We start from the raw sequence: 24,780 nt of genomic DNA, 5'->3' as shown, positions 1-24,780 counted from the left end.
CAGGCGGTTTTGCATCAATATGCTTTCTATTGAATTTTAACGCCCAACGGTGGGTAAATATGTATTCGCCATAGCGGCCATTAACTATATTCGCCACCACTTTAAAACCAACGAGCAGCCCGAGGTATGCCCGGGCTGTAAATGCTAATCTGAATTGATATGAAGTTTAACCGGTTGAACAACGTTGTAGGTTGGATCGTGTTCCTCATTGCCAGTGCCGTGTACATTATGACTGCCGAAAAAAACGGCAGCCTGTGGGATTGCGGTGAGTTTGTAGCCAGCTGTTTCAAGTTGCAAATTCCACACCCGCCGGGTGCCCCCATGTTTGTACTCATCGGCCGTTTTTTCATTGTGCTGTTTGGCGATGATCCGGCTACTGCCGCCAAAGCTGTCAACATCATGAGTGCTCTGGCCAGCAGCTTTACCATTCTCTTCCTGTTTTGGACCATTACGCACTTTGCCCGCAAACTGGTAAATCCCGTGGTGGAAACCATTACCCAACCACAAGCCCTCACTATTATGGGTGCTGGTGTAGTAGGTGCGTTGGCCTATACTTTCAGCGATTCATTTTGGTATAGCGCCGTAGAAGGCGAAGTATATGCGTTGAGTTCATTTTTTACCGCATTGGTATTTTGGGCCATGCTCAAGTGGGAGCATCAGGTAGATAAAGATGCCCGCACCGATGCAGGCACCGGCCATAGCAATGCCGACCGTTGGATTGTGTTCATCTTCTTCATGATGGGCCTCAGCATTGGCGTTCACCTGCTCAACCTGTTGACCATCCCCGCCATTGTGATGATTTATTACTTCAAGCGGTACACCGTTACCAAGTGGGGCACATTCTGGGCATTTGTGATTGGTTGCGTTATTACTGGTGTGGTACAAAAGTTTGTGATTCAGTACAGCATCAAAGGCGCTGGACATTTCGATATTTTGTTTGTTAATGATTTTGGCCTGCCTTTCTTCAGTGGCTTCACTACCTTCTTTGTATTGCTGGCGGTGGCTATTTGGTTTGGCTTGCGCATGGCTGCCAAAAAAGGCTGGTACTATCTGCGTTTGGGTTTGTGGTGCCTCACCTTCATGCTCATTGGATATTCTTCTTACCTCACCACCATGATTCGCTCCAGCGCCGACCCCGGTGTGGACATGTACAATGTAGACAACCCTATGAGTTTGGTGGGCTACTTGGGTCGTGAGCAGTATGGCGATTTTCCGTTGGTATACGGACAAGTGTTTACTGCACAAAGCCGCAACACCAGCCGCGAAGAAGGTGCCATGCGGTATCAGAAAAGCAAAGACAAATACATTGAGCTGGGTAATGATGTAAAAGAAGTGTACGACCCGGCTGATATGATGTTCTTCCCCCGTGTGTGGGACCGCAGCAACGATCAGCAGCATGCCAACTACTATGCCGATGTGCTGGGTATTGGCCGCACCGATGATCCGAAAATGCAGAACCCCGAAACCGGCCCCTACGAACGCCGCCCCACTTTTGCCGATAACATCCGCTTCTTCGTTGGTTATCAAACCTACTGGATGTACCTGCGCTATTTCATGTGGAATTTTGCGGGTAAGCAAAACGATATTCAGGGTGTGTATGCCAGCAACGTTCGGGACGGCAACTGGATTACCGGTATCTCTTTCATTGATGATTTGATTTATGGCCCGCAAAGCGCCATGCCCGAAACCATCAAAAACAATAAGGCTAACAACAAACTGCTGGGCTTACCGCTCATTCTGGGTTTGTTTGGTTTATTCTTCCAATACTATCGTCACCGCAAAGACTTTTTGGTAAACGGACTGTTGTTCTTCTTTACCGGAATGGCTATTGTAGTGTACCTCAACCAGGCGGGCAATCAGCCACGTGAACGTGACTATGCATATGTGGGTAGCTTCTATGCGTTTGCAGTGTGGATTGGTTTGGCAGTGCCAGCCTTTGTATTGCTGGCAAAAGAAAATGCGCAGAAACTATTACAGAAAATATTGATTGGTGCCGGTGTTATTTATCTCGTGGCTGCTATGAGTGCATCAATAGGAACCAGTGATGGTAAAGCCTTTGTAGGAGTTGCCTTATTGGGTGTGTTTGGCACAGCAGTTGTAGCGGGTATTTTCTATCTGGTAAAAGCCTTGAAATCAGAAAAGACCATGGCCACTGGTGCCATCGCCATCACTTTGCTGGCAGCACCATTGTGGATGGCAGCACAAGAGTGGGACGATCATGACCGGAGCAACAAAACCATGGCGCCAGATTTGGCGGTGGATTACCTCAACAGTTGTGCCCCCAATGCCATCCTCTTCAGCTTTGGAGATAACGATACGTATCCGTTGTGGTATGCACAAGAAGTAATGGGTATTCGTCGTGATGTGCGGGTCATTAACTATAGCCTGCTGGGTATCGATTGGTACATCAACCAGCTGCGTTACAAAGTGAACGAAAGTGATGCCATGGATGTGATTTGGAGCCCCGAGCAAATTGAAGGCGACAAACTCAACTATGCATTCTTCGAACCACGTCCGGGTTATGAAGGCGCACAAAACCTGTACAGCATTATGAAAGACTGGATTGGCACTGCCGACTTCCAGAAAATGTACAATGCACAGGGCGAATACATTCCTGTTTACCCCAGCAATACCTTCTATGTACCTGTAGACAAAGCTGCAGTGGTTAAGAATGGTACCGTAAAAGCAACGGATGCAATTGTTGATACCATTGCCTTCCAGGTGCCCAAGCAAGTAATGCTGAAAAATGATCTCGCTGTGTTGGCTGTGATTGCTGGCAACAACTTCAAGCGTCCCATTTATTTCACCAGCAAGTTTGATGAGCTGGGCTTCCAAAACTACCTGCGCCGCGATGGTATGACCTACCGTTTGGTGCCTGTAGCCAACGAAGAAGTAAACACCGAGTGGGCTTACGAAAAAATGATGAAGGAATTTAAGTTTGGCAATGCCGAGAAAGCCGGTGTGTACTTCGATGAAGAAAACCGCCGCCACCTCAATAACCTTCGTCAGGCTTATGCAGATGTAGCGGTAAGCCTTGCCGCCAACGGCCAAAAGGATAGTGCACAAAAACTGCTGCAGCGGGTAGACCAAATGATGGACAGCACCAACATGCCTTATGGTTTGGCCAGCCGTTATGCATTGCACAACCAAACCAGCCTTATGCTGATGGAAGCTGCTTACCGTGCCGGTGAAGAAAAACTGGCCAAGAAAATTGGTGCAGCTGTTCGCAAAGACCTGACCGAGCAGATGGCCTATTTTGCTGCCATTGGCGACCAGCGTGCCGAACGCATGACACTGGAAGTACAGCGTACCCAAATGATGCTGCAAATGCTCGACCAAATGGAAGAAGTGTTGAAACGCAACAATACGCCGGTGGTAGAAGGTCCGGTAAAAATTGGTGGCGATACCAACGCTCAGCCAGCAAGTAAATAAGGAATCATCATGCCACCTTATAGCAGATACCCGCAATCTTTTGCGGGTATCTTTTTTGTAGCAATAGCCAATGTATATCGTTATTCATTTTCCTGAATGCGACAACCATTCACCCGCTGCCGTGTTAAATTGTGGTACCTTAGAAGTAAAGCAAGCAACATGAAGGGGCATCGGTTTTTGAAGTTTGAAGAAGGCGCAGAAGGGAAGAGCAAGTTTGATCAGTTGCTGGATATTTTTATGCAAATGCTCACCTATACCAATGGCGATGTAAGTGAGGCATTGAACTGGATGAATGAAATAGACCGCAAGTTTGAACTTACCGATGCCGACTATGGCATGGGCGATTTTATAGAAGACCTGAAAGACCAGGGGTACATTGCTGAAGACCCGGAGAAAGGCTCCATCAACATTACACCTAAAACAGAACAGGGTATTCGCAAACGCAGCCTCGAAGAAATTTTTGGTAAGCTGCGCAAAACGAAGTCGGGCAATCACCAAACTTTTAAGCCCGGCGTAGGCGATGAAATCAATCCGGAAACCAAACCCTTTCAGTTTGGCGATACGCTGGAACAAATAGATTTTACTGAGAGCATTCGGAATGCACAAATCAATCATGGCATCGAACGCTTTCAAATGCATGAAGATGATTTGCATATCCGCGAAACGGATTTCAAAACGCAAACATCTACCGTGCTGATGATTGACATCAGCCACTCCATGATTTTGTATGGCGAGGACCGCATTACGCCGGCCAAAAAAGTTGCCATGGCATTGAGTGAACTCATCACCACCAAGTATCCGAAAGACACATTGGATATTGTGGTGTTTGGCAACGATGCATGGACGGTGGAAATAAAAGAACTGCCTTATCTGCAAGTAGGGCCTTACCACACCAACACCGTGGCAGGTATAGAGCTGGCCATGGAACTGCTGCGCAAAAGAAAAATCCGAACAAGCAGATATTTATGATTACCGATGGTAAGCCTACCTGTTTGAAAATCGGGAAGCGGTATTACAAAAACAGCTTTGGTATTGATAGGAAAATTTTCAGTCGTTGCCTCAACCTGGCAGCACAATGTAAGAAGCTGAAAATACCGATCACTACATTTATGATTGCCACCGATCCTTATCTGCAGCGCTTTGTAACAGAGTTTACAGAAACCAATAACGGTAAAGCTTTCTTTGCATCACTCGACAATCTTGGCGCTTTCATTTTCCGTGATTTTGAAAGTGGCAGAAGGAAGACACTGTATTAGAATAGTTGATAGTTGTTAGATAATAGTTGATAGGAAAGGCACTGAAGAATTGCCATCTAAAAACGAACAATAGAGAAGTAGTTTAAGTGTGTAGCACAATGAAATAAATCAGAAATCAGACATCGTACATCAGACATCATTATGAGTAACCATCCCAACATAGCCACCATTGGCCAACTCAAAGCCAGCGGTTATCAACCTAAGAGCATCAAGCAAGAAATCAGGGACAACCTGATTCAGAAAATACAGAATAAGCAAGAAACTTTTCCCGGCATACTGGGCTATGAAGACAGCGTTATTCCGGATACGGAAAGAGCCTTATTGAGTCGTCACAACATACTGTTTCTTGGTTTGCGTGGCCAAGCCAAAACCCGCATGGCCCGTCAAATGATTGATCTGCTGGATGAATACATTCCCGTTGTGGCTGGCAGCGATATCAACGATGATCCGTTGAATCCGCTGAGCAAATATGCCCGTGATCTCATTCATGAAAAAGGTGATGACACGCCTGTAGAATGGATTCATCGCACCCAACGCTATGGAGAAAAACTCGCCACGCCCGATGTAAGTGTGGCCGATTTGATTGGTGATATCGATCCATATTAAAGCAGCCAACCTTAAATTGAGTTTTGCTGATGAACGGGTGTTGCACTACGGTATCATTCCACGGAGCAACCGATGCATTTTCGTGATCGACGAACTGCCCGATTTGCAAGCCCGTATACAGGTAGCGTTATTCAATATTTTACAGGAAGGCGATATACAGATTCGTGGTTTCAAACTCCGCTTGCCGTTGGATATTCTGTTTGTATTTACCGCCAACCCAGAAGATTACACCAACCGTGGCAGCATTGTTACACCGCTCAAAGACCGCATTGAGAGCCAGATATTGACGCACTATCCTCGCAGTATTGAAACGGCATTGGCCATCACTGAACAGGAAGCCGCCATCTTGCCACAGCAAGCTGAGAAAGTAGCCGTAAGTGATTTGGTAAAGCGATTGATTGAGCAAATTTCTTTCGAAGCCCGCAGCAGCGAGTTTGTAGATAAGAAGAGTGGCGTGTCTGCACGACTGACCATTTCTGCATTGGAAAATGCCTATAGCACGGCAGAGCGTCGGGCCATTATTCACAACGAACCCGCCACACAAGTGTGGATTAGTGATTTGATTGGCATCATTCCATCCATCACCGGCAAAATAGAATTGGTGTACGAAGGAGAGCAGGAAGGGCCATATCAGGTGGCGGTAAACCTGCTAGAAAAATCGATGCGTTCTTTGTTTGTGCAATACTTCCCCAATCCGGATGCGTTAAAAAAACGCCGCATTACCGGCAAGCCTTCGCAGCAAGGCAAAGAAGAGGAAAATCCTTACAAGGCCATTGTGAACTGGTTTGATGCCGGCAATAAAATTGATTTGTTGGTAGATGCCAGCGACCGCGAAAAAATGAATCAACTCTATCAGGTAAGTGGGTTGCATGCATTGGTGACCAAAATGTTTAGCCGCAGCAACGAAATGGAAACCGCTTTGCTGATGGAGTTTGTGCTGCATGGATTGGCATCTTACTCACTCATCAGCAAAAAAACACTGGATGGCAAAATTGAATTCAAAGACCTCATGGGCAGCATGCTCAACTTTGGCGGCAACTTTGATGACAATGAGGATTTGTCGGAGGAAGATTTCAATTAGGTCAATGATGTCAATGAATGAATAAGTGAATGAAATCACTAATGAAAATCCCCGGTACTGCCGGGGATTTTTTGTTTGTGCTATCGTAGCAGAGTGTTGTCGGGGATTTGCTGGTAAAGCGAATGAGTCGCCTTTTCAAATGCTGTAATCCCAATCCGTTATTTACTTGAAGGCAGGCTAATTACATCATACACATTGTTGCGGATGTTGTCGGCCATCTTGTCCATGGGTAGGTCGTTAGTATCGGTACCAAATGGGTCTTCAATTTCTTCGGCGATCAACTCCAAACTGGCCAGCACATAAAAAATAAACACCACAACGGGTATGGCTATCCAGCCAAGGGTAAATGCAAAACCCAACGGCAATGTGGCCACATACACAGCAATAAATTTTTTGATAAAGCTGCTGTAGGAGTAGGGAATAGGTGTGTTTTTAATACGTTCGCAGGCACCACAAATATCCATCAGTGATTGTAGCTCTGCATTCAATGTAATCAGTTGGTCGCCGGAAATGAGCTGTTGCTGATACAGTAACTGAATTCTTTTTGCAAAGCCAAACTAAACTGCAGCGGCATGTGCTTGTTGCGGTCGAAGGCCGCCAGTTCCGGATGTTCTGTTTCATCCAATGCATAGCGGGTGCTGTCTTTTTGCAAATGCAATTGCAGTTCTTTCGGAAAAAGGCCCAACATTTTACGGCAGTAATTGCGGTTGTCGAAATCATCGGCAGGTAGCATGCTATCCAGTTTGATAGCGAGATTGCGGCAGTTGTTGACGAGGGCTCCCCACAATTTACGGCCTTCCCACCAACGGTCGTAGGCACTGTTGGTACGAAACACCAACAGCATCGAAATGGCAAAACCCAACAGCTGGTGCATGATGGGAATATTTTTTACATACGCCTGATTAGCCAGCTTGAGGTAATGCATTTCCAGCCAGGCAACTGCACCAGTGTACAAGGCCAGCAGTAGGAGCATGGGCAATAGTTTTCGAAACGTATCGGCCTTGTGAAATTGAAACAACGGTTTCAACCAGTCTTTCGAATTGTAATACTGCATGCTGCAAAGTAATGGGCCTACGGTTTATACGAAATCAAATTGCTGGCCATGCCATTAAAAATGAAGACATGAAAAGGCAACACACTGTACCAGTATAGTCGGCCCCACACACCCTTGGGGCGAAACGTGGCCGTTTGTCGGAGGTAAAGTTGGTTGTTCTTTTTCATGAGCTTGAATTCGAGCCATGCTTCACCGGGCAATTTCATTTCTGCAAAAAGCAAGAGTCGTTTTTCTTGCTTGTCGGCAATGAGTACCCGCCAAAAATCGAGAGCATCGCCGGCATTAATGTCACTTGGATGAGTGCGACCCCGGCGAAGGCCCACACCACCCGCCAGCTTATCCATAAAGCCACGAATGCGCCAAAGGAAATTGCCATAATACCAGCCCCGCTTGCCGCCAATGCTCCAGATATTATCGAGCACCTGTGTTTCGTTATTGCCCACTTTCCGCCATTTAATGTCGTTAAAACAACCGTGCCTGGGCACTTCCACCTGCATCATCAGCTGCGGCGAAGTATTGCTGGCGCTAAAGGAATCTATCCAACTGCTAATCACCATGTGTTGTTCAATGCGCTGAAAAGCCATGGTAACGGCTGTTGTATAGGGGATGAGTTCAATCTGCAATTCTTCAGCCAGTTTATTGGGACTGGCAATCACATTCACCTTCATGCTATCCACCAGATTTTTAGCCAGCGGGTAACTGGTAGCTGTCACAAAATACAGCCAGTAGCTCGACAGTCTTGGTGTCATGATGGGAACGGTGATGATGCTGCGCCGTAGTTTACGTACAGCTGCAAACTGCAACAGCATTTGCTTGTAAGTGAGTACATCAGGCCCGGCAATGTCGAAGTGTTGATGGTAATATGCGGGTTGCAACATTACGCCGCACAAAAAATGAATGACGTTGCGGATGGCAATGGGCTGGCACAACGTGTTGAGCCATTTGGGAGCAATCATCACCGGTAATTTTTCAACCAGGTCGCGGATGATTTCGAAGCTGGCACTCCCCGAACCAACAATGATGCCTGCCCGAAGTGTAGTGAGTGGTACAAGGCTGCTGCCCAAGATTTTTTCTACCCGTAGCCGGCTTTCGAGATGGGTACTCAGCTGCGTTTCATTGACAATACCACTCAGGTAAATGATTTGCTGACACGCAGTTTGATTGATGTAATCGACAAAATGTTTTGCCGCGGCACTTTCACTCTGCGAAAAATCGCCGTTGGCACTCATGGAGTGCACCAGGTAAAAAGCGACGTCAATTGGCTTGGGTAAATGCGATAGCGATTCGGGTTGCAACAAGTCGGCTTCATAAATGTGCATGCGGTCGTGTGCATTCGCTTCTGCAAAACGGGCCGCATTCCTTACTACGGCATGTATGCTATGCCCGGCTTCGAGCAATACCGGAATCAATCGTTGCGCAATGTAGCCGTTAGCACCCGTTACCAATATTTCCATTGGGGTAAGTTACCGCATTTCCCCACAGCATGGGGTTGAAATGATGGGACGCGGATAGGCAGGATGGAACGGATTTTCGCAGATATCAAAAGATTTCTCCGTGCCCTCCTTAACTCTGTGTGAAATAATTGCCGAAGGCAAAAGCTCCTACAGTCCGAACGGATATGTTTCATCCATCAAGCCACTCACTGGTAGCGTCCGTTTTTCGGCACTGCTTTGCAAGGCCAATTCAATGATGCGGATGGTATTGTAGCCATGAGCTGGTTTTTCCCGCAAGGGGGCGCCATGTACAATGCTGTTGTACAAATTGCGGTAGTAGTCGCCAAAATTGCCCGCCATACTGGGCAGCAATTGCCGGATAACTGTTCCGTTTTGCTCGGTGTGTAGCAGACCTTCCATACCTGTAGGCTCCAGTCCCCAATAATTGCCGTTGGGCAAATGACCTTCTTTCAACAAGGCTTCCTGTGGGTCGTCGCCGCTTTTGATGTAAGAACCAAGGGTGCCATGCAGCATATATCGCGGACCCATTTCCCGAACCAGCATGCCCGATTTCAAAATGACACGGGCAACATCATAATCGAGGCGGATATCAAAATAGTCGTCGATGCGGGCATGGGGGCGCTGCATTTTTACCGTAGCCGTTATTTCTTTCGGCAAGCCAAACAGGCACAGTGCCTGATCGATGAGGTGGGAGCCGAGGTCGTACAGAATGCCGCTACCGGGTTTAGGCTCTTCTCGCCAGGCATTGGCTTTGGCCTCGGGGCGGTACCGGTCGAAGTGGCATTCGTATTCATGCACCGACCCAAGTGTTTGCTGCTGCAGCAATTGTACAATGGTGCGGAAATCGCTGACATAGCGACGGTTGTGGTACACACTCAGCACGGTGCCGGCCTGTTGAGCCGCTTTTACCAACTGGCGGGCTTCATCGCTGGTATTGGTAAAAGGTTTTTCCAACACCACATGCTTTCCGGCAGCAAGTGCTTGCAGGCTGTAGGGGAAATGCGTTTCGTTGGGCGTTGTCACCACCACCACATCCACGGCTTGGTCTTTCAGCAAATCATCAAACTGGCGATAGGTAATGATGCCGGGATACTTGGCAGCGGCCAAATCAGTCCGGCGTTCTACCACCGCATGCAGCCGAAAACCGGGAAGGGTAGTTACAAAAGGGGCATGAAATACCTGCGCCGACATGCCAAAACCTACAATACCAACGTTGAGCGTTTTTTCCATGGGGCCGAAGTTCGGAAGTTCCTGGGTTCACAAGTTCCACAAGTTTTCGAGTTCACAAGTTCCAATGTTCCAGGGTTCCAAAGTTCAAGAGTTCTCAAGTTCCAGAGTTCCGAGGTTCCAGCGTTAACAAGTTGGAATCTGCAATGAATAGCAATTGAATCAGACATCCTAAATCAGCAATCGTACATCAGAAATCAGATATCGCACATCAGACATTAGATATCGTACATCAGAAATCAGAAATTGTACATCAGACATCAAATTTCCACTTCCACCCAGGTATGGTCGGCCAGTAGCTTTACGGCAGAAATGAACTGTTTGAATGGACCGCTGCCACCCCATTCTTTTGGGCTCACCAGACTAAGCAGGTGATTGCCGTCCTTCTTTTCGTACATGTAATAGGTTTGGCCAATCACCGGCTGAAAACTAAGGCGGGCATCGTAAATCATCAGGGAGAGCTCCTTGCGTTTGCGCAACTCCTGAGCCTGTTTGGCCAAAAGTTCAATCTGCTGCCGGATTTGATCCAGCTGCATGTCGGTTTGCTGCTCCATGGCCAGCAGGGCCTTGTGTTTGATAACGCCTTCTTCGGTGGGCTTAATGGCGACACTGCCCACGGAGGAAGCATAGGGCAACACACTCATTTGCTTGTGGTACATCTCCACGTTGGTAAACGGAATGCCATCGGGTTGGATGCCGGTTTGTGTAATTTTCAGGTAGCCATTGGGCATAATCTCCTTCACAACGGTCAGTACAGTTTGCTCCGCCTTCTGAAACTGTATTTCCAGACAGCTGGCATTTTTGAATTGCCCCAGTACACTGTCGGCCAAATCCTGATTGTCGAAAGGGTGCCACTCACCATCCGGCGTAAAACGGTATTCGCTATAGAAGGCGCCGTTGTCCTGCGCCACCCAGTTGGTGGTTACAATCAGCTGGTGCTGCTTGTTGTCGGTTTCCATTTTGTAGTTGCCACTCTTTGGGGCCATGCCAAACTGGAAATCACATTTTTCAGGAAAGAGTTGCCACGCAGCTAGAAAATTATATGCTTGAACCATGACTTGTGTAAACAGTATCCATCTTGTTGACAATCATTGTTTTAAAAAAGATGTCGAATTCGATGGTAAATGAAAATGATGCTATGAAACCTGACTAGATGATTGTTTTTCCGGCCACGGTATATAGGTTACAATTTCCTCCAGGTATTGTTTGTCGGTTTCGTCAAAATGGTTGAGCAATTCACTGTCAACATCCAGCACCGCTAATACTTCTCCCTGCTTAATGACTGGCACCACAATCTCACTTTTGCTGGCACTGCTGCAGGCTATGTGTCCGGGAAATTGCTCTACGTCGGGTACAATCAGCGTCACGGCCTGTTGCCAGCTGCTGCCACATACGCCACGGCCTTTGCGGATGCGGGTGCATGCTACCGGTCCCTGAAAGGGGCCGAGAACCAGTTCCTGTTCGCTATCAACGGTGTAAAAGCCCACCCACCACCAGCCAAATTGCTCCTTGAGGGCGGCGGCTACATTGGCCAAATTGGCGACCAGATTGTTTTCACCTTCCAGCAACCCTTTGATTTGAGGAATCAGCGCCTCGTATTGTTCGGCTTTGCTTCCTTTTATGATGGTTAAATCCTCTGCCATTGTTTTATTTTTTGCCGGGCAAAGGTAGGCGCAACAATGTGGATCTGGCTAATCCTGTACCACGAGTGTGCTGGCAATCATATCGTGTAGGGCCTGTTTTTTCTCAGTCCATCCGGCCATCATATAACCTATTGCGAGAGTAATTGCGGAGAGGTATTGTGCAAAATGCCTACCGATTGCTCGTAAAAATGAAATGCGTTTTCCTTCCAAATCCGTCACTTTTAAACCGAGCACCCTTTTGCCAAGCGTACCCTGCCAGTTAGAACTTTCAAAAATGGTGTAATACAAAAAGTTGAATACCCATTCAGCGTCGATACCGAGAGTGTAATTGAAACTTTCAGTCCACTCGTAAATGGTGAAAGAAGGAAGGTTTTCAATGCTGCCTAGGGCAAGATTAACTACGATCAAAATAAATAAGTCTATAATGACGGCGGCAAAACGAAGCCAAAATCCTGCAAAGCGTACGGAAGTTTCTTCCACAAAGGGGGCAAGAAAGTCTTGCTGAGGGGTGCTATTGGGTAAGGATGTTTGCATGTGCTGAATTATGTTTCGAGCAATTTAATAAATGTCAATAGCTAATGTTTGGTAGGGTAGAAATAAAGGACAGTCCTGCCTGTGGATGACTCAGCAAACCCTTGCTGCACCTGAATACTACTGTGTATAAGTCGTGAATAAAATCGAAAAATTGGGGGAAGATTTCCCTGCATAAATTAACGCCAACGGGTATTTTTGGCAACTTGCCCCATGTGGAGCCTGGGCAGCCAGCTGCCCAACAATACTGATTCAAAAAAAGGAGTTACTGTGCGTCTTAAAAGTTTGGAAATCAAAGGGTTCAAAAGTTTTGCTGATAAAACCGTTGTCAACTTCGATGAGGGGATTACGGGCATTATCGGGCCCAATGGTTGTGGCAAAAGCAATATCGTAGACAGCATCCGCTGGGTAATTGGTGAGCAAAAAATCAGCAACCTGCGTAGTGAAAACCTCGACAGCCTGGTGTTCAACGGCTCCAAAAGCCGGAGTGCCAGCGGTTTGGCAGAGGTGAGCCTCACCTTCGAAAACACCCGCAACCTGCTTCCAACAGAGTTTAATACAGTAACTATCACCCGTCGTTTCTACAAAAACGGTGATAGCGAATACCGCCTAAACGATGTACAATGTCGACTCAAAGACATCCACAACTTGTTTTTGGATACCGGTGTTTCTACCGACAGCTACGCTATCATTGAGTTGGGCATGGTAGATGACATCATCAAGGACAAGGACAACAGCCGCCGCAAGATGCTGGAGCAGGCCGCTGGTATCTCCATTTACAAAACACGTAAAAAGGAAGCCAAATTGAAGCTGGATGCCACCGAACAGGATCTGGCCCGTATTGAAGACCTGTTATTCGAAATTAACAACCAGCTGAAAGCACTTGAAAATCAGGCAAAAAAGGCGGAAAAATATTATGAAATAAAGAAGGACTACCGGGAGGTAAGCATTGAACTGGCCAAGGCGGCGCTGGAAGGATTTCATGTACAGTACAAGGAACTAAACGAGCAACAGGCAACCGAAACCGACAAGCGGACGGAGCTGGAGGTAACCATTGCCACCGAAGAAGCTGCTATTGAAGCCGACCGGCTCGGTTTTATTGAGCAGGAAAAAGCCCTGCAAAGCATGCAGCAAGCTTTCAACCAGATGCTCCAAAACCTGCGCCTGAAGGAAAATGATAAGAATTTGGCCCAGCAACAGCTCAAGTTTTTGTCGGAGAAAGAAGAGAGCCTGAAAGACTTTTTGCAGCGGAGTGAAGGCCAGCTCGAAAGCCTGCGGGATGGCGTACTGCACACGCAGGAGCAAATGGCCGACGAAAAGGAAAAGCTGGGTGGCATTCAGCAGCAGCTGGATGAATTGAAAGCCATACTGGAAGAAAAGCGGTCGGTGTACGATGCCCGCCGTGCCGAACTCGATGAAAGCCGGTCTTCACTCCAGGGCCTGCAGCGTCAGCAATTTGATGCTGAAAAGCAGGTGGCTGTGGCCGATACTTCTATTGCCAACCTGCAGCGCAGCATCATGCAATTGCAGGATGAGCAGGAGCAGCGGAAAGCTGAAATACAAAAAGTAGAACGCGAAAAAGAAGAGCGGGAAGCCGACGAAAGAGATAAGAAGCAGTTTTTGGAGCAGCTCCGCCAGCAGCATGAGCAAACCAAAGAGCAAATTTTGGCCGGACAGGGCGAAATGGAGAAGCTTCGCAGCCAGCTGATTGAGGAAAACCGCAAATTCGACCAGAAGAAGAATGAGTTCGACCTGCTTAAAAGTCTCATTGACAGCATGGAAGGCTACCCCGATTCGGTGAAGTTTTTGCATAACAACGCCAACTGGAATCACCATTCGCCCATTCTTAGTGACATTATTTACGTAAAAGAGCAATACCGTGCCGCGGTTGAAAATGTGCTGGAGCCCTACCTCAACTATTATGTAGTAGGCGACCTGAAAGAAGGTATGCAGGCGGTAAACCTGTTGGATGCCAACCAGAAAGGCAAGGCCAACTTCTTTTTGCTCGACCAGATCAATGCTTTTGTAGAAAGCGACCGCCGCAATACCAATACGGCGCATGGTCTGTTTTTGCCCGGCGCCATTCCGGCCATGGATGTGATAGAAGTGGATGCCCGCTACCGCAACCTGGCCTTACACTTGCTGGGAAATGTGTTCATTGCCGAAGACGAATCGGTGCTGGAAAACAGCAGCGGCCATATTGTGCTCGAAAAATCGGGCAAGTATGTAAAGGGAAAATACACCCTGACTGGCGGCAGCGTGGGCTTGTTTGAAGGCAAGAAAATTGGCCGGGCTAAAAATTTAGAAAAACTGCAGAAAGAAATTGAAAGTCAATCGGTAATAGTAGACGACCTGAAGCAACGAATAAGCAAAAAACATGCGGAAGTGTTGGGCTTCAATGAGCAGTTGAAAGAAAGTGCCATCCGCCAGACCGAGCAGGAAATTCTGCAACTGACCAATGCGGTATTTGCAGCGCAAAACAAACGGGAAAACCTGCTGGCTTCACAAAGCAGTGCTACCGCCCGCCTCGAAAACTTCCAGCTCCAGCTGCTCGATCAGCAGGAAGCTATTGCTGATGTGCGAGAGAAACTCACCGGTCTCAACGATGAGCTGCAGCAATTGCTGGCCACCATTCAAACCCGGGAAGACTTTTACAAACTGGCAGAAGCTGAATACCAGCAGGCTGCTGGCCAATACAACGAGGGCAACCTCAACCTTACCCGCCAGCAGAGCAAAATCAACTCGCTGGAGCAGGAGCTCAACTTTAAGCAGCAAGCAGGTATTCAACCTCGAAAAGCAGATAGATGAAAGCACGGCCCAACTGAGCCAGGCGGCAGAGCAAATGATTAGCAACCGCGATAACCTCGAACTGCTGAACGAGGAGTTGTTAGAACTGATGCGGAAAAAAGAGGAAGACGAAAAAGCCCTCAACGAAGCCGATCAGGCCTACTACAACCACCGCAACCAACTGCAGGAGCGGGAGAGTGAACTCCGCCACAAAACCAAGGCCCGTGAGCACATCGACCACCTCCTCAACGAAATCAAAGACCAGTTGAACAACCTGAAGCTGCAATTGGCGGGTATGAAGGAACGCCTGGATGTGGAGTTCAAAATCAACATTGAAGAGGTTATAGACCAGCCCCGTAACAGCGATACAGCACAGGAAGAACTGCAGGCGCAGGTGGACCGCATGAAGAAACGCCTCGAAAACCTGGGTGAGGTAAACCCAACGGCCATTGAAGCCTTCCAGGAAATGAAGAAGCGCTATGAATTCATTCTGGAACAGAAAAATGACCTCGTGGATGCCAAGGAAAGCCTGCTGCAAACCATTCAGGAAGTGGAAGCTACGGCTAACCAGCAGTTCCTCGATACCTTCAATCAGGTGCGGGAAAACTTCCAGAAGGTATTCAAAGCCTTGTTTACGGAAGAGGACACCTGCGATATGATTCTGGAAAATCCGGAGAACCTGGCCGAAACCAGCATCGACATTTTAGCGAAGCCTAAAGGCAAGCGACCATCATCTATTACCCAGCTGAGCGGTGGTGAAAAAACACTGACAGCTACGGCACTGCTCTTCGCCATTTACCTCATCAAGCCGGCGCCGTTCTGTATCCTCGATGAGGTGGATGCCCCACTAGATGACGCCAACGTAGGCAAGTTCACGCAGATGATCCGCAAGTTCAGCGAGAACAGCCAGTTCATCATCGTGACCCACAACAAGCAAACCATGGGTGCGGTGGATGTGATTTATGGTGTGACCATGCAGGAAGCAGGGGTTAGCAAACTGGTACCGGTGGATTTCAGGAGCCTCAATTAGGGAAAGAAAGAATAAGAAACAGAAAATAAGAAATAAGAATGTCGGGGGAATTCTGAATGCTGAATTCGGAATGAAGAAATCATGGACAGCTAAAGGCTTTGTGCTTCTTTGTTCATCCGTTGCGCCTTCGTGGTTCAAAATCCTCCATTTTCCTCAGTTTGTACTCCTTTGCCCTGTGGTCACAAAACTTTGTGGCGCTTCGTGTCTCCATTGTGCCTTTGTGGTTCAAAAGCAATTTGTATTTCCCCACAGGGCTTGTTTGCAACGCCCATCTGCTTTTATTTTTGCAGCATGCTTGCCCACGAATACATTTTTCTCGTCAGTACACTGGCCATGGATGCCCGATAGCATCCTGTTTTTGCCAGCCCCGTTGTAGTGGGCCGTTTTATTGTATTCTCATTTCACTGACTGATTCAAAACTGTATTGTTATGGAAACTGCTGTACAAAGCCGTTTGCAGGATGCTGCCATCCACGATTTTTTGCCCCTGCAGGGCACCGATTACGTTGAGTTTTATGTGGGTAATGCCAAGCAGGCCGCCCATTATTATATGAGTGCTTTCGGGTTTCAGGCGCTGGCCTATGCTGGTCCCGAAACCGGTGTAAAGGACAAAGTGAGCTATGTGGTGCGCCAGCACAAGCTCACCTTCATGCTCACCACGCCCTTGCGGGCTGGTAACCCCATTGCCGATCATGTGTACAAGCACGGCGATGGCGTGAAAACCCTGGCGCTACGGGTAGATGATGCGGCCGATGCCTGGCAGCAAACTACCAGCCGCGGTGCCCAAAGCTACCTCGAGCCGCAAACCCTCACCGACGATGCGGGTACTGTGGTGCTCAGCGGCATTCATACCTACGGCGATACCGTGCATGTATTTGTAGAGCGGAAAAACTATTCCGGTGTATTCATGCCCGGCTTCCGGGCGTGGAGCAATCCGCATTTTGCCCCCACCGATACCGGCCTGCTGTACGTAGACCACTGCGTGGGTAATGTGGGCTGGAACCAAATGAACAAGTGGGTGAGCTTTTATGAAAATGTAATGGGCTTCCGCAATATCCTCAGCTTCGACGACAACGATATTTCTACCGAATACTCTGCCTTGATGAGTAAGGTTATGAGCAACGGAAATGGCTTTGTGAAGTTTCCCATCAACGAGCCGGCCGAGGGCAAAAAGAAAAGCCAGGTAGAAGAGTACCTCGAATTTTACGACGGCGAAGGTTGCCAGCATGTGGCTTTGGCTACCAACGATATTGTAGCCACCGTTCGGGAACTGCGCAGCCGTGGCGTGGAGTTTTTGCAGGTGCCCACCACGTACTACGATGACCTGCTCAGCCGTGTTGGCCACATTGATGAAGACCTGGAGCCGCTCAAAGAACTGGGTATATTGGTAGACCGCGATGATGAAGGATACCTCTTGCAACTCTTCAGCAAGCCCGTACAAGACAGACCCACTTTATTCTTCGAAATCATACAACGCAAAGGCGCCAAGAGCTTTGGCAAGGGCAATTTCAAAGCCTTGTTTGAAGCCATTGAAAGAGAGCAGGAGGCGAGGGGAAACTTGTAAGCAATTGGCTGATTAGCTAATGTGCTAATTAGCCAATTTGAAAATATGCAAATAATCTTTCACTTCAACAACTTGACTATATTCAATAAGTAGTTAAGACGCGTGTTGATGTGCTAATGAACGGAGTCGGTCAATCTTATTGATTGTAGCTCCAAGCATTAGCACATTGGCATATTAGCTAATTGGCTAATTGTTCAATTGTTTTGCCATCCGCAATGAATGTTTGAGGCTGCGGGTGGTGCTGCCATCGCTGTGGGTAAGCACGATGTGTTGAACGCCCTTGCATTTACGCTGCACATTTTTGAGGGTACTGTAATAGGCGGCTGCGTTGGCATCGCCCATGTAGCCCAGCGTTTCATTGTCAAGCCCTTTGATGAGGCAGCCTCCATACAACAATTGAGCATCTTTAAACCACACCACAATATTATCGGGGGTGTGGCCTTCGCCGGGGTAATAGGTTTCAAAGCGGTGTTGCCCAATCATAAATACAGTATCGTTAGCCATGAGGTGTGAGGCCAGTGGTTTGTTATTTTTTCTGCTCCAGCCATCCGTTTGCACAGTGGTGTAGGTAGCAATGCCTTTGCTGTTGAAGTAGTTGAGGCCGGCGGTTTTATCGCTGTGCCAATGCGTGGCAATACACATCACCACTGGTTGCCGGTGCCGGGCCATGATGCTGTCCAGCAGGGGCTGGCACTGGGTGCTGTCCCAAGGTGAATCGAGCAGCACCACGCCTTTATTGGTTACCACATACATGCCATTGGCCGGAATGTATTTGCCTTCGTACAAGTTGTATGTGGTGTAGCTGTAAAAATCGCCGGTGATGGATGTGATGCGGAGTGGAGCATGCTGTGCATGAAATGACATGCTGATGCTACAAAGCATAACTATCAGGCTAACTATTGATGTATTGCTGAGTATGGACATGCTTAAAAAGTGAATGGTATGTGTAAGGGGGAAGTATTCTGTATGGTCTGTACATGAATCATAGATAAAACAATATCGCCATTGAAGGTAATGTAACCAGCAATGGCGATAATGGAATTTAGTTGTTGAAGCGTATGTCAAACAGCAGCAAGCTAATCTACTGTAGGCGTTTGCTTATGCAACAGGATAGTCGGTGAAACCAACAGCATCTGGCGTGTAGAAGGTATTTGGGTCAGGTTTAGCCAAAGCAATGTCATTGGCTAAACGGTTTACCAAATCGGGGTTGGCAATGTAAGGTGAACCAAAGGGAGATCATGTCTGCTTCATTGTTACCCAATACAGCTTCGGCTCTGTCCTTGGTATAACCACCATTACGGATCAGTACATTGGAGAAGTTTGCCCTGATGTCTTTCAGCAGTTGTTGACCTTCTTCAGAAGCCAGTGAAGCGTAATCAATTACATGCAGGTATGCAATGTTCAGTTTGTTCAATTCAGCGGCGAGGTAAGCATAGGTTTCCGCAATTTCAGCATACAAAGGCATGCTGTTGAATTGATTGTATGGTGACACACGTACACCCACTTTTTCGAAACCAATAGCGTTGCCTACTTGCTTGGTTATTTCCAACAGGAATTTTGCCCGGTTGGCAACAGAACCGCCGTATTCATCTTCACGAACGTTGGTGCCGGCGTTCAAGAATTGCTCAATCAAATAACCATTTGCGCCATGTATTTCTACACCATCAAAACCTGCTTCAACAGCGTTTTTTGCAGCAGTTACAAAATCAGCAATTGTTTGCTCGATATCGGCAGTGGTCATGGCTATTGGCAGCTCCGTCTTTTGCATGCCTTGCGTATCGGTCCACATGTCAGCATCTGCGTTGATGGCAGATGGCGCCAACAACTTAGCGCCGGGTTGCATATTGGCACTGTGGCCCACTCGGCCTACGTGCATCAGCTGGGTGAAGAATAAAGTCTCGGTTTGCTTGGTATCTGTGGTTACCTGCTTCCAGCCTGCAATCTGTTCGGCAGTAAAAATGCCCGGCATACGGGCATAGCCCAATCCGTCAGCATTGGGTGATGTACCTTCTGAAACAATGAGGCCGGCGTTATTTCTTTGCGCATAGTATGTGCCCATCAATGTGTTTGGTACGTTTCCAATGGCTCTGCACCGGGTCATGGGTGCCATTGCCACCCTGTTTTTCAAAGTCAATCCGCCCTTTGTAAGAGGTTTCAATAAATGCAAATTGCTACTCATGATGATTTTTGTCTTTAAGTTGCAAATGTAGATTTGTACTTTCGTAAAAGATGGTACTGTCTAAAAAGTAAGTGTAAAATGATTGCCAAAAAAATCACTTCCACCCATAGCCTTAATCAGATGCACGTTACCGAGTGTCCTGTTTCATATACTATCAATATGATTGGTGGCAGGTGGAAAACGATTATACTCTATCACTTGCGTAATGAACCATTGAGATTTGGCCAGTTGAAAAAAATGATTCCCGCTATTACAGAAAAAATGCTGGCACAACAGTTGAAACAGCTGGAACATGATCGGTTAGTTATACGAGAAGCCAAAGAAATTGTACCGCCTCACGTAGAATATTTTCTGTCGGAGAGTGGCAAAACATTGCTACCCATTTTAATGTCGATGGCCGAATGGGGGCGCATACACAATCCCAATATCAAAGACTGTGCATCGTAGCTGCTTATTTACAACCTGATAAGTAAGTGGCCAATCGGTGGTTTCGAAATATAGACGCAGCATGCATATTGCTTTGAAAAAGTCAAATTGAAACCGATAGGAGTGGAAAGCATGTTTCTCCTGGAAGTGATTAAAACCTTGAAAGGATCGTACAAAGCAGCAATTGGGTTCACAGGAAGGATTCTATAGTCAAGCGCCGGGCTCATGTACCCGGTGCTTGTTTTTTATACTGCCAATTGCATTGAGTGTGTCCTATTCTGTTCTTAATGGATGCTTATTCAGCACTTACCGACTCGTAATAATTTGGCAGAATGGCCTAACCTCCTGTAAATTCCATTTTCAACAATCAAGCATTGCTTCAATCATGAAAAATCTTCGTGTCCTGGTATTGTCACTATTCTGTATTTGTGCTTTTTGGGCTGTTGCTCAAAACGCTGGTATGGCTTTGAAATATGGTAAATACACTTGCACCGCCAGCAAATACAGCAATGGTTTTTATGAATATATTCCCCGTGGTTCTTTTGTGCTGAATAAGAATGGAACCTACACCTACCTGGGATTGGAAAAGCCCAGTCAAGGCAAGTTTACTGTCGATAAAAAAGGAAATATCCTTTTTACTGGTGGCTACCTTGACAAAGGCAAGGCTGAGAAAATTGACCGTCCCGACAAGTACTTCCTGGTATTCCCTACTATTCCAGACAATCGATGGACCTGCACTTGGGTTGGCAAATAATAAGGCTATTCTATACCGGTGTAGAATGGTAAAGCAGAAACGCACAGCAGGCGTATTGATACGCTGGCTGTGCGTTTTATTCATGAACCATGTAAGTGTTGCTTGATGCGTCGGGTATTTACACTTTCACCCCAAACAAATAACCCACTACGGCCGACAGCACCATGGCAATGGTACCCCAAATGGTAATGCGTAATACCGATTTGAAAATGCCGGAGCCACCGGTTTTGGCTGCAATGCTGCCTAATACAACCAAGAACACAATGGTGAATCCATAGAGCCAGTATTCCATGCCTTTGACCGGTGCAAACAATGCCACCAGCATGGGCATTACACCACCAACTGTAAATGCGGCGCCAGAAGCAAAGGCCGCCTGCAACGGATTGGCCTGGCTGATTTCATTGATGCCCAACTCATCCCGAACATGTGCCCCCAAAGCATCCGCTTCAGTAAGCTCTTTGGCTACCTGCAGTGCAGTTTCCTTTTTCAAACCCCGCCTTTCATAAATCTGTGCCAGCATCTGCATTTCTTCTTCGGGCATTTTTTCCAGTTCTTTTTTCTCCCGTTCTATGTCGGCGTGTTCAATATCGGTTTGCGAACTCACCGATACATACTCACCTGCCGCCATTGATAATGCCCCCGCAACCAGGCCGGCCACAGCGGCCAGCACAATTGGCTCCCGGCTATTGCTGGCTGCAGCTATACCAATGGCCAAACTGGAAATAGAAATGATGCCATCGTTGGCGCCGAGCACTGCTGCCCGCAACCAATTGCTACGGTGGATATAATGACTGTCGAGGTAATTGTCGATGGTAAGCATAACAAAATCATTTACAAGAGAAAATGCCAATAACACTTTTACAATCGCATGAAGTTACGATAGCATGCTGTAAGATGGGGCTGTATCATTTTTCCCCCGACTTGCCAAAGCGGTGCAAAAGCCTGCTACCCGGTTGGCGATTCCTGTAATTTTGCCCCGATATTTTCGTTTTGGTATGTCAAACGCAAATCGCATGCAGGGTGCAAGAATGTTGAACAGACGTAAGGGATGGATGGCAGTAGTGTTGTGCACTGTTGCCACGCTGCTGTATGCGCAGCCACCACAGCAAAAAGACTTCCTCAGTTTTCAGAAATCGTTTAAGCGGGTAGGCCTGGCTTTCGAATCGAGAGAAGAAATGCTGCGCAAAGAGTTTGCGGCCAAAGGATTGACCTGGCCCGCCAAGTACATGTACATCCGTTCATTTAAGTACGATAGCCAGCTGGAAGTTTGGGTAAAAGGCGATAAAAAAGAAAAGTACCGCCTCTTTAAAACCTATAAGGTTTGCGCCTTAGCCGGTGGCCTCGGACCCAAACGCTACGAAGGCGATTACCAGGTGCCGGAGGGTTTTTACTACGTCAATGAGTTTCGCCCCAATAGTAGCTACCACCTGGCGTTGGGGGTAAACTATCCTAATCCCAGCGACCGCATTTTGGCCGATCCCGTAAAACCCGGCGGAGATATTTATGTGCATGGTTCTTGTGTAACCGTGGGTTGCATTCCACTCACCGATGCCTTGATTGAAGAGCTGTATGTGTTGGCAGCGTTAACCAAAAATGAAGGACAGGATTATATACCCATTCATGTAATGCCGGTGCTGTTTAAAAAAGACAAGAGCAAAGAACTGCTGGAAAAACAACTGGCAGCGCAGCCCGAATACAAGCCCATGGCGGGTATTATGGAAAAAGTGTATTACTACTTCAACACGTATAAGCAGCTGCCCACCATCATGATCGATGCCAAGGGCGAATACATGATGGCGCAAGAGTTTACGATTCCTAAAAAAGTAATACCACCGAAGTTTAAAGAAAACACCGAGCCCCGCCGCAGTGCAGCCCGTACCGTTACGTTTGGCGAAAATGATTTCTATCCTTACGTGAATACGCAGCCGAAATTTCCCGGAGGCTTACCGGCCTTTCAAAAGTTTATTGATCGAGCTGGCTGCAGAGCTGGCCGACTTTATGCCCGAAGAAGGCGCCAAACGCTTGTTTATTGATGTTGATTTTGTAGTGGATGCCAAGGGTAACGTGGTGAATGTAAAGCCCGGCACCCGTGCCAACAATGAAATGAACAACCTCATCATCGACCGCTTTGAAGCCATGCCGGCGTGGGCGCCAGCTTTGCGGCAGGATAAGGCTGTGCCCATGAAGCTGGTGCAAAACATTATGGTAGAAGCCAAGCCCAAAGCTGCTGTGAAAGCTGAGGAAGAGGAAGAGTAAGTTGGAAGGTTTGTAGGTTCTAGTGTTCACAAGTTCCAGCGTTCCAGCGTTGAACTATTTTCTTCTTTCAGTCACTGTTTGGTATTGATGCAGCAAATCATTCTTCTTTTTTACAACACAAACTGCACCGTTTCTTTTGTTTGTTGCATGAGTATGGGCTGGTGTTCGCCCAGCATACCGGCAATAATGCTGTCGTTGTAATGACGAATGGTGGTGAGTGTCAAATCTTTTTGCAGCATCACGTTCAGCCATGCTTCGGCTTTGGCAGCTATGCGTTGCAGCTTCTCTTCGTTCTGATCGAAAATGGCCAGAAAACGAATGGCGCCGTTTTGCGTCAGGTTGGGTTTTATTTTTTCTTCTTCAAACAACTGGTACAACTGGCCTACAGAATGTTCGCCAATAAAAGAGTAATCCCTCGACATAAATTCCAGCAACACTTGCTGTGTTTTCTTCACAATAATCGGCGGCAAATCTTGGGCTCTTTTGCGGGTAATAACCGTGCCCGGTAAGCTGGCATCTAAAAAGCATTTTACCTGTAGCGGTATTTTCTTTTCGTACAGCGGCTTAATGGTTTTGGGGTGAATCACCTGTGCGCCATAGTACGCCATCTCAATCACTTCTTCATAGCTCAGCTCATGTATGGGCATGGCATTCGGAAATTGTTTGGGGTCGGCATTCATTACCGAAGGCACATCTTTCCAAATGGTTTGGCTTTCGGCATCGAGCATGTGGGCAAAAATGGCGGCAGAAAAATCGCTGCCTTCGCGGCCAAACGTGGTGCTTTCATTATCAATGGTGCAGCCAATAAAGCCCTGCGTAACTACAAGTCCGTTACTCTTTAGTAAGGGTTGCACCTGATGCTGTACCTGCTGCAGGCTGGCATCCCAATCCAGCGTGGCTTCCCGAAAGTTATTGTCGGTGCGAAACACATCCCGTACATCCAGCCAGGCATTGGCCATCTTTTTTTCTTTCAAGTAAAAAGAAACAAGGGTGCTGCTCAGGAGTTCGCCAATACATACCAACTGATCGTAGTAGTAATCAAATTCACGTACCGGTTTATCGTGCAGCAACCATTCTGCTTCTGTAAAAAAATCGTTGAGCTGTGCTACACATTCATGATAGTGAAGCACCAGCAAATACTTGGCGGTGGTGAGGTGTTGTTGTTTTACCTGATCAAACAATTGCAGGGCATCGGCATTGCGTTGTTCAAAAAAAGCTGCGGCTACTTTTTCCAGTGCATTGGTGGTTTTGCCCATGGCACTAATCACAATAACTGAAGGCCGGGCTAGGGCGGTGGCAATGATGTTGGCAACTTGTTCAAACCGCTCTACCGACTGCAAACTGGCGCCGCCAAATTTATGTACCTGCATGATGTTGATATCCGTTGTCTGTATAAATGAAAATAACAAAAACTTGCCGCAAATGTACAGGCTTGCAGTCACTGTGCTGTGTGTGCTGTACACATTAAAACAGGAAAGTTATTCCCTTCAATTGCTGTTAT

21 protein-coding genes and 1 pseudogene are annotated in these 24,780 nt (G+C 47.3%); 12 read left to right on the top strand and 10 right to left on the bottom strand.

The window, feature by feature from the left end; translation table 11 throughout:
* Positions 1–159 precede the first annotated feature (159 nt).
* From GLV81_RS10770 to GLV81_RS10760, 5 genes are all read left to right on the top strand, one after another.
* Entirely contained in the window at positions 160–3,432 is a 3,273-nt protein-coding gene (locus GLV81_RS10770) for a glycosyltransferase family 117 protein (protein WP_157478870.1), read from the top strand.
* A gap of 159 nt (positions 3,433–3,591) precedes the next feature.
* Positions 3,592–4,401: a vWA domain-containing protein gene (locus GLV81_RS10765; protein ID WP_246185933.1), complete on the top strand. Its 810-nt coding sequence runs from the start codon at positions 3,592–3,594 to the stop codon at positions 4,399–4,401.
* The gene (locus GLV81_RS20340; protein WP_246185932.1) at positions 4,398–4,688 is read left to right on the top strand and encodes a vWA domain-containing protein; all 291 of its coding nucleotides are present in this window, start codon (positions 4,398–4,400) and stop codon (positions 4,686–4,688) included. The genes GLV81_RS10765 and GLV81_RS20340 overlap by 4 nt, the downstream gene beginning before the upstream one ends.
* A 141-nt stretch (positions 4,689–4,829) precedes the next feature.
* Positions 4,830–5,294 (top strand): hypothetical protein, encoded by a 465-nt coding sequence (locus GLV81_RS20335; RefSeq protein WP_246185931.1) that lies wholly within the window; start codon positions 4,830–4,832, stop codon positions 5,292–5,294.
* Between the two features lie 16 nt (positions 5,295–5,310).
* Positions 5,311–6,375 carry a MoxR family ATPase gene (locus GLV81_RS10760; protein WP_246185930.1) on the top strand — a complete coding sequence of 355 codons (1,065 nt, stop codon included), beginning with the start codon at positions 5,311–5,313 and terminating at the stop codon, positions 6,373–6,375.
* A gap of 158 nt (positions 6,376–6,533) precedes the next feature.
* Here the strand turns inward: GLV81_RS10760 and GLV81_RS19675 are convergent.
* The 6 genes and pseudogenes from GLV81_RS19675 to GLV81_RS10730 all read right to left on the bottom strand — a co-directional run bounded on the left by GLV81_RS19675 (position 6,534) and on the right by GLV81_RS10730 (position 12,287).
* A pseudogene (locus tag GLV81_RS19675) lies at positions 6,534–7,429 on the bottom strand (bestrophin family protein).
* 17 nt (positions 7,430–7,446) lie between these two features.
* The gene (locus GLV81_RS10750; protein ID WP_157478869.1) at positions 7,447–8,883 is read right to left on the bottom strand and encodes an SDR family oxidoreductase; all 1,437 of its coding nucleotides are present in this window, start codon (positions 8,881–8,883) and stop codon (positions 7,447–7,449) included.
* 147 nt (positions 8,884–9,030) lie between these two features.
* Positions 9,031–10,113 carry a Gfo/Idh/MocA family oxidoreductase gene (locus GLV81_RS10745; protein ID WP_157478868.1) on the bottom strand — a complete coding sequence of 361 codons (1,083 nt, stop codon included), beginning with the start codon at positions 10,111–10,113 and terminating at the stop codon, positions 9,031–9,033.
* A 257-nt stretch (positions 10,114–10,370) separates the two neighbouring features.
* A complete protein-coding gene (locus GLV81_RS19380) occupies positions 10,371–11,096 on the bottom strand; it encodes a DUF2452 domain-containing protein (protein WP_197428228.1) in 726 nt (241 codons plus the stop codon).
* Positions 11,097–11,246: 150 nt separating this feature from the next.
* Complete coding sequence (locus tag GLV81_RS10735; RefSeq protein ID WP_157478867.1) at positions 11,247–11,753, bottom strand: GAF domain-containing protein; 507 nt, start codon at positions 11,751–11,753, stop codon at positions 11,247–11,249.
* Between the two features lie 48 nt (positions 11,754–11,801).
* A complete protein-coding gene (locus tag GLV81_RS10730) occupies positions 11,802–12,287 on the bottom strand; it encodes an RDD family protein (protein WP_157478866.1) in 486 nt (161 codons plus the stop codon).
* Between the two features lie 267 nt (positions 12,288–12,554).
* Here GLV81_RS10730 and smc point away from each other — a divergent pair, with 267 nt between their 5' ends.
* The 3 genes from smc (at position 12,555) to hppD (ending at position 17,664) form a co-directional block, all read left to right on the top strand.
* A complete protein-coding gene (gene smc / locus GLV81_RS10725; RefSeq protein ID WP_246185929.1) occupies positions 12,555–15,092 on the top strand; it encodes a chromosome segregation protein SMC in 2,538 nt (845 codons plus the stop codon).
* 34 nt (positions 15,093–15,126) lie between these two features.
* A complete protein-coding gene (locus GLV81_RS20330) occupies positions 15,127–16,101 on the top strand; it encodes a coiled-coil domain-containing protein (RefSeq protein ID WP_246185928.1) in 975 nt (324 codons plus the stop codon).
* A gap of 429 nt (positions 16,102–16,530) precedes the next feature.
* Positions 16,531–17,664: a 4-hydroxyphenylpyruvate dioxygenase gene (gene hppD, locus GLV81_RS10720; RefSeq protein ID WP_157478865.1), complete on the top strand. Its 1,134-nt coding sequence runs from the start codon at positions 16,531–16,533 to the stop codon at positions 17,662–17,664.
* Between the two features lie 186 nt (positions 17,665–17,850).
* Here hppD and bla read toward each other — a convergent pair whose 3' ends face one another.
* Both bla and GLV81_RS10710 read right to left on the bottom strand, forming a co-directional pair.
* Positions 17,851–18,588 carry a subclass B1 metallo-beta-lactamase gene (gene bla / locus GLV81_RS10715; protein WP_157478864.1) on the bottom strand — a complete coding sequence of 246 codons (738 nt, stop codon included), beginning with the start codon at positions 18,586–18,588 and terminating at the stop codon, positions 17,851–17,853.
* A 253-nt stretch (positions 18,589–18,841) separates the two neighbouring features.
* On the bottom strand, positions 18,842–19,843 hold the full coding sequence (locus GLV81_RS10710; RefSeq protein ID WP_197428227.1) for an alkene reductase: 1,002 nt from the start codon (positions 19,841–19,843) through the stop codon (positions 18,842–18,844).
* A gap of 78 nt (positions 19,844–19,921) precedes the next feature.
* Here GLV81_RS10710 and GLV81_RS10705 point away from each other — a divergent pair, with 78 nt between their 5' ends.
* On the top strand, positions 19,922–20,290 hold the full coding sequence (locus GLV81_RS10705; RefSeq protein ID WP_157478863.1) for a winged helix-turn-helix transcriptional regulator: 369 nt from the start codon (positions 19,922–19,924) through the stop codon (positions 20,288–20,290).
* Between the two features lie 439 nt (positions 20,291–20,729).
* Positions 20,730–21,023 (top strand): hypothetical protein, encoded by a 294-nt coding sequence (locus tag GLV81_RS10700; protein ID WP_157478862.1) that lies wholly within the window; start codon positions 20,730–20,732, stop codon positions 21,021–21,023.
* A 118-nt stretch (positions 21,024–21,141) separates the two neighbouring features.
* Here GLV81_RS10700 and GLV81_RS10695 read toward each other — a convergent pair whose 3' ends face one another.
* A complete protein-coding gene (locus GLV81_RS10695; RefSeq protein ID WP_157478861.1) occupies positions 21,142–21,843 on the bottom strand; it encodes a VIT1/CCC1 transporter family protein in 702 nt (233 codons plus the stop codon).
* Positions 21,844–22,018: 175 nt separating this feature from the next.
* On the opposite strand from GLV81_RS10695, the gene GLV81_RS10690 reads away from it, so the two are divergent.
* Together GLV81_RS10690 and GLV81_RS10685 are read left to right on the top strand one after the other, a co-directional pair.
* Positions 22,019–23,056, top strand: a complete 1,038-nt coding sequence (locus tag GLV81_RS10690; protein ID WP_197428226.1) for a L,D-transpeptidase family protein — start codon at positions 22,019–22,021, stop codon at positions 23,054–23,056.
* Positions 23,022–23,279 (top strand): hypothetical protein, encoded by a 258-nt coding sequence (locus GLV81_RS10685; RefSeq protein WP_197428225.1) that lies wholly within the window; start codon positions 23,022–23,024, stop codon positions 23,277–23,279. The genes GLV81_RS10690 and GLV81_RS10685 overlap by 35 nt, the downstream gene beginning before the upstream one ends.
* Before the next feature lie 110 nt (positions 23,280–23,389).
* Here GLV81_RS10685 and GLV81_RS10680 read toward each other — a convergent pair whose 3' ends face one another.
* Positions 23,390–24,649, bottom strand: coding sequence for an aspartate kinase (locus GLV81_RS10680; protein ID WP_157478859.1), 1,260 nt, complete (start codon positions 24,647–24,649; stop codon positions 23,390–23,392).
* Positions 24,650–24,780 lie beyond the last annotated feature (131 nt).

The organism is Phnomibacter ginsenosidimutans, from assembly GCF_009740285.1.
Lineage (GTDB): Bacteria > Bacteroidota > Bacteroidia > Chitinophagales > Chitinophagaceae > Phnomibacter > Phnomibacter ginsenosidimutans.
This window is presented reverse-complemented; position numbering and strand designations above follow the sequence as displayed.

Bases quoted from the DNA above. Each gene is read 5' to 3' on its own strand.
- GLV81_RS10770 (WP_157478870.1), top strand. From the start codon at position 160: ATGAAGTTTAACCGGTTGAACAACGTTGTAGGTTGGATCGTGTTCCTC.
- GLV81_RS10765 (WP_246185933.1), top strand. From the start codon at position 3,592: ATGAAGGGGCATCGGTTTTTGAAGTTTGAAGAAGGCGCAGAAGGGAAG.
- GLV81_RS20340 (WP_246185932.1), top strand. From the start codon at position 4,398: ATGATTACCGATGGTAAGCCTACCTGTTTGAAAATCGGGAAGCGGTAT.
- GLV81_RS20335 (WP_246185931.1), top strand. From the start codon at position 4,830: ATGAGTAACCATCCCAACATAGCCACCATTGGCCAACTCAAAGCCAGC.
- GLV81_RS10750 (WP_157478869.1), bottom strand. From the start codon at position 8,883: ATGGAAATATTGGTAACGGGTGCTAACGGCTACATTGCGCAACGATTG.
- GLV81_RS10745 (WP_157478868.1), bottom strand. From the start codon at position 10,113: ATGGAAAAAACGCTCAACGTTGGTATTGTAGGTTTTGGCATGTCGGCG.
- GLV81_RS19380 (WP_197428228.1), bottom strand. From the start codon at position 11,096: ATGGCCCCAAAGAGTGGCAACTACAAAATGGAAACCGACAACAAGCAG.
- GLV81_RS10735 (WP_157478867.1), bottom strand. From the start codon at position 11,753: ATGGCAGAGGATTTAACCATCATAAAAGGAAGCAAAGCCGAACAATAC.
- GLV81_RS10730 (WP_157478866.1), bottom strand. From the start codon at position 12,287: ATGCAAACATCCTTACCCAATAGCACCCCTCAGCAAGACTTTCTTGCC.
- GLV81_RS20330 (WP_246185928.1), top strand. From the start codon at position 15,127: ATGATTAGCAACCGCGATAACCTCGAACTGCTGAACGAGGAGTTGTTA.
- hppD (WP_157478865.1), top strand. From the start codon at position 16,531: ATGGAAACTGCTGTACAAAGCCGTTTGCAGGATGCTGCCATCCACGAT.
- bla (WP_157478864.1), bottom strand. From the start codon at position 18,588: ATGTCCATACTCAGCAATACATCAATAGTTAGCCTGATAGTTATGCTT.
- GLV81_RS10710 (WP_197428227.1), bottom strand. From the start codon at position 19,843: ATGAGTAGCAATTTGCATTTATTGAAACCTCTTACAAAGGGCGGATTG.
- GLV81_RS10705 (WP_157478863.1), top strand. From the start codon at position 19,922: ATGATTGCCAAAAAAATCACTTCCACCCATAGCCTTAATCAGATGCAC.
- GLV81_RS10700 (WP_157478862.1), top strand. From the start codon at position 20,730: ATGGCTTTGAAATATGGTAAATACACTTGCACCGCCAGCAAATACAGC.
- GLV81_RS10695 (WP_157478861.1), bottom strand. From the start codon at position 21,843: ATGCTTACCATCGACAATTACCTCGACAGTCATTATATCCACCGTAGC.
- GLV81_RS10690 (WP_197428226.1), top strand. From the start codon at position 22,019: ATGTCAAACGCAAATCGCATGCAGGGTGCAAGAATGTTGAACAGACGT.
- GLV81_RS10685 (WP_197428225.1), top strand. From the start codon at position 23,022: ATGCCCGAAGAAGGCGCCAAACGCTTGTTTATTGATGTTGATTTTGTA.
- GLV81_RS10680 (WP_157478859.1), bottom strand. From the start codon at position 24,649: ATGCAGGTACATAAATTTGGCGGCGCCAGTTTGCAGTCGGTAGAGCGG.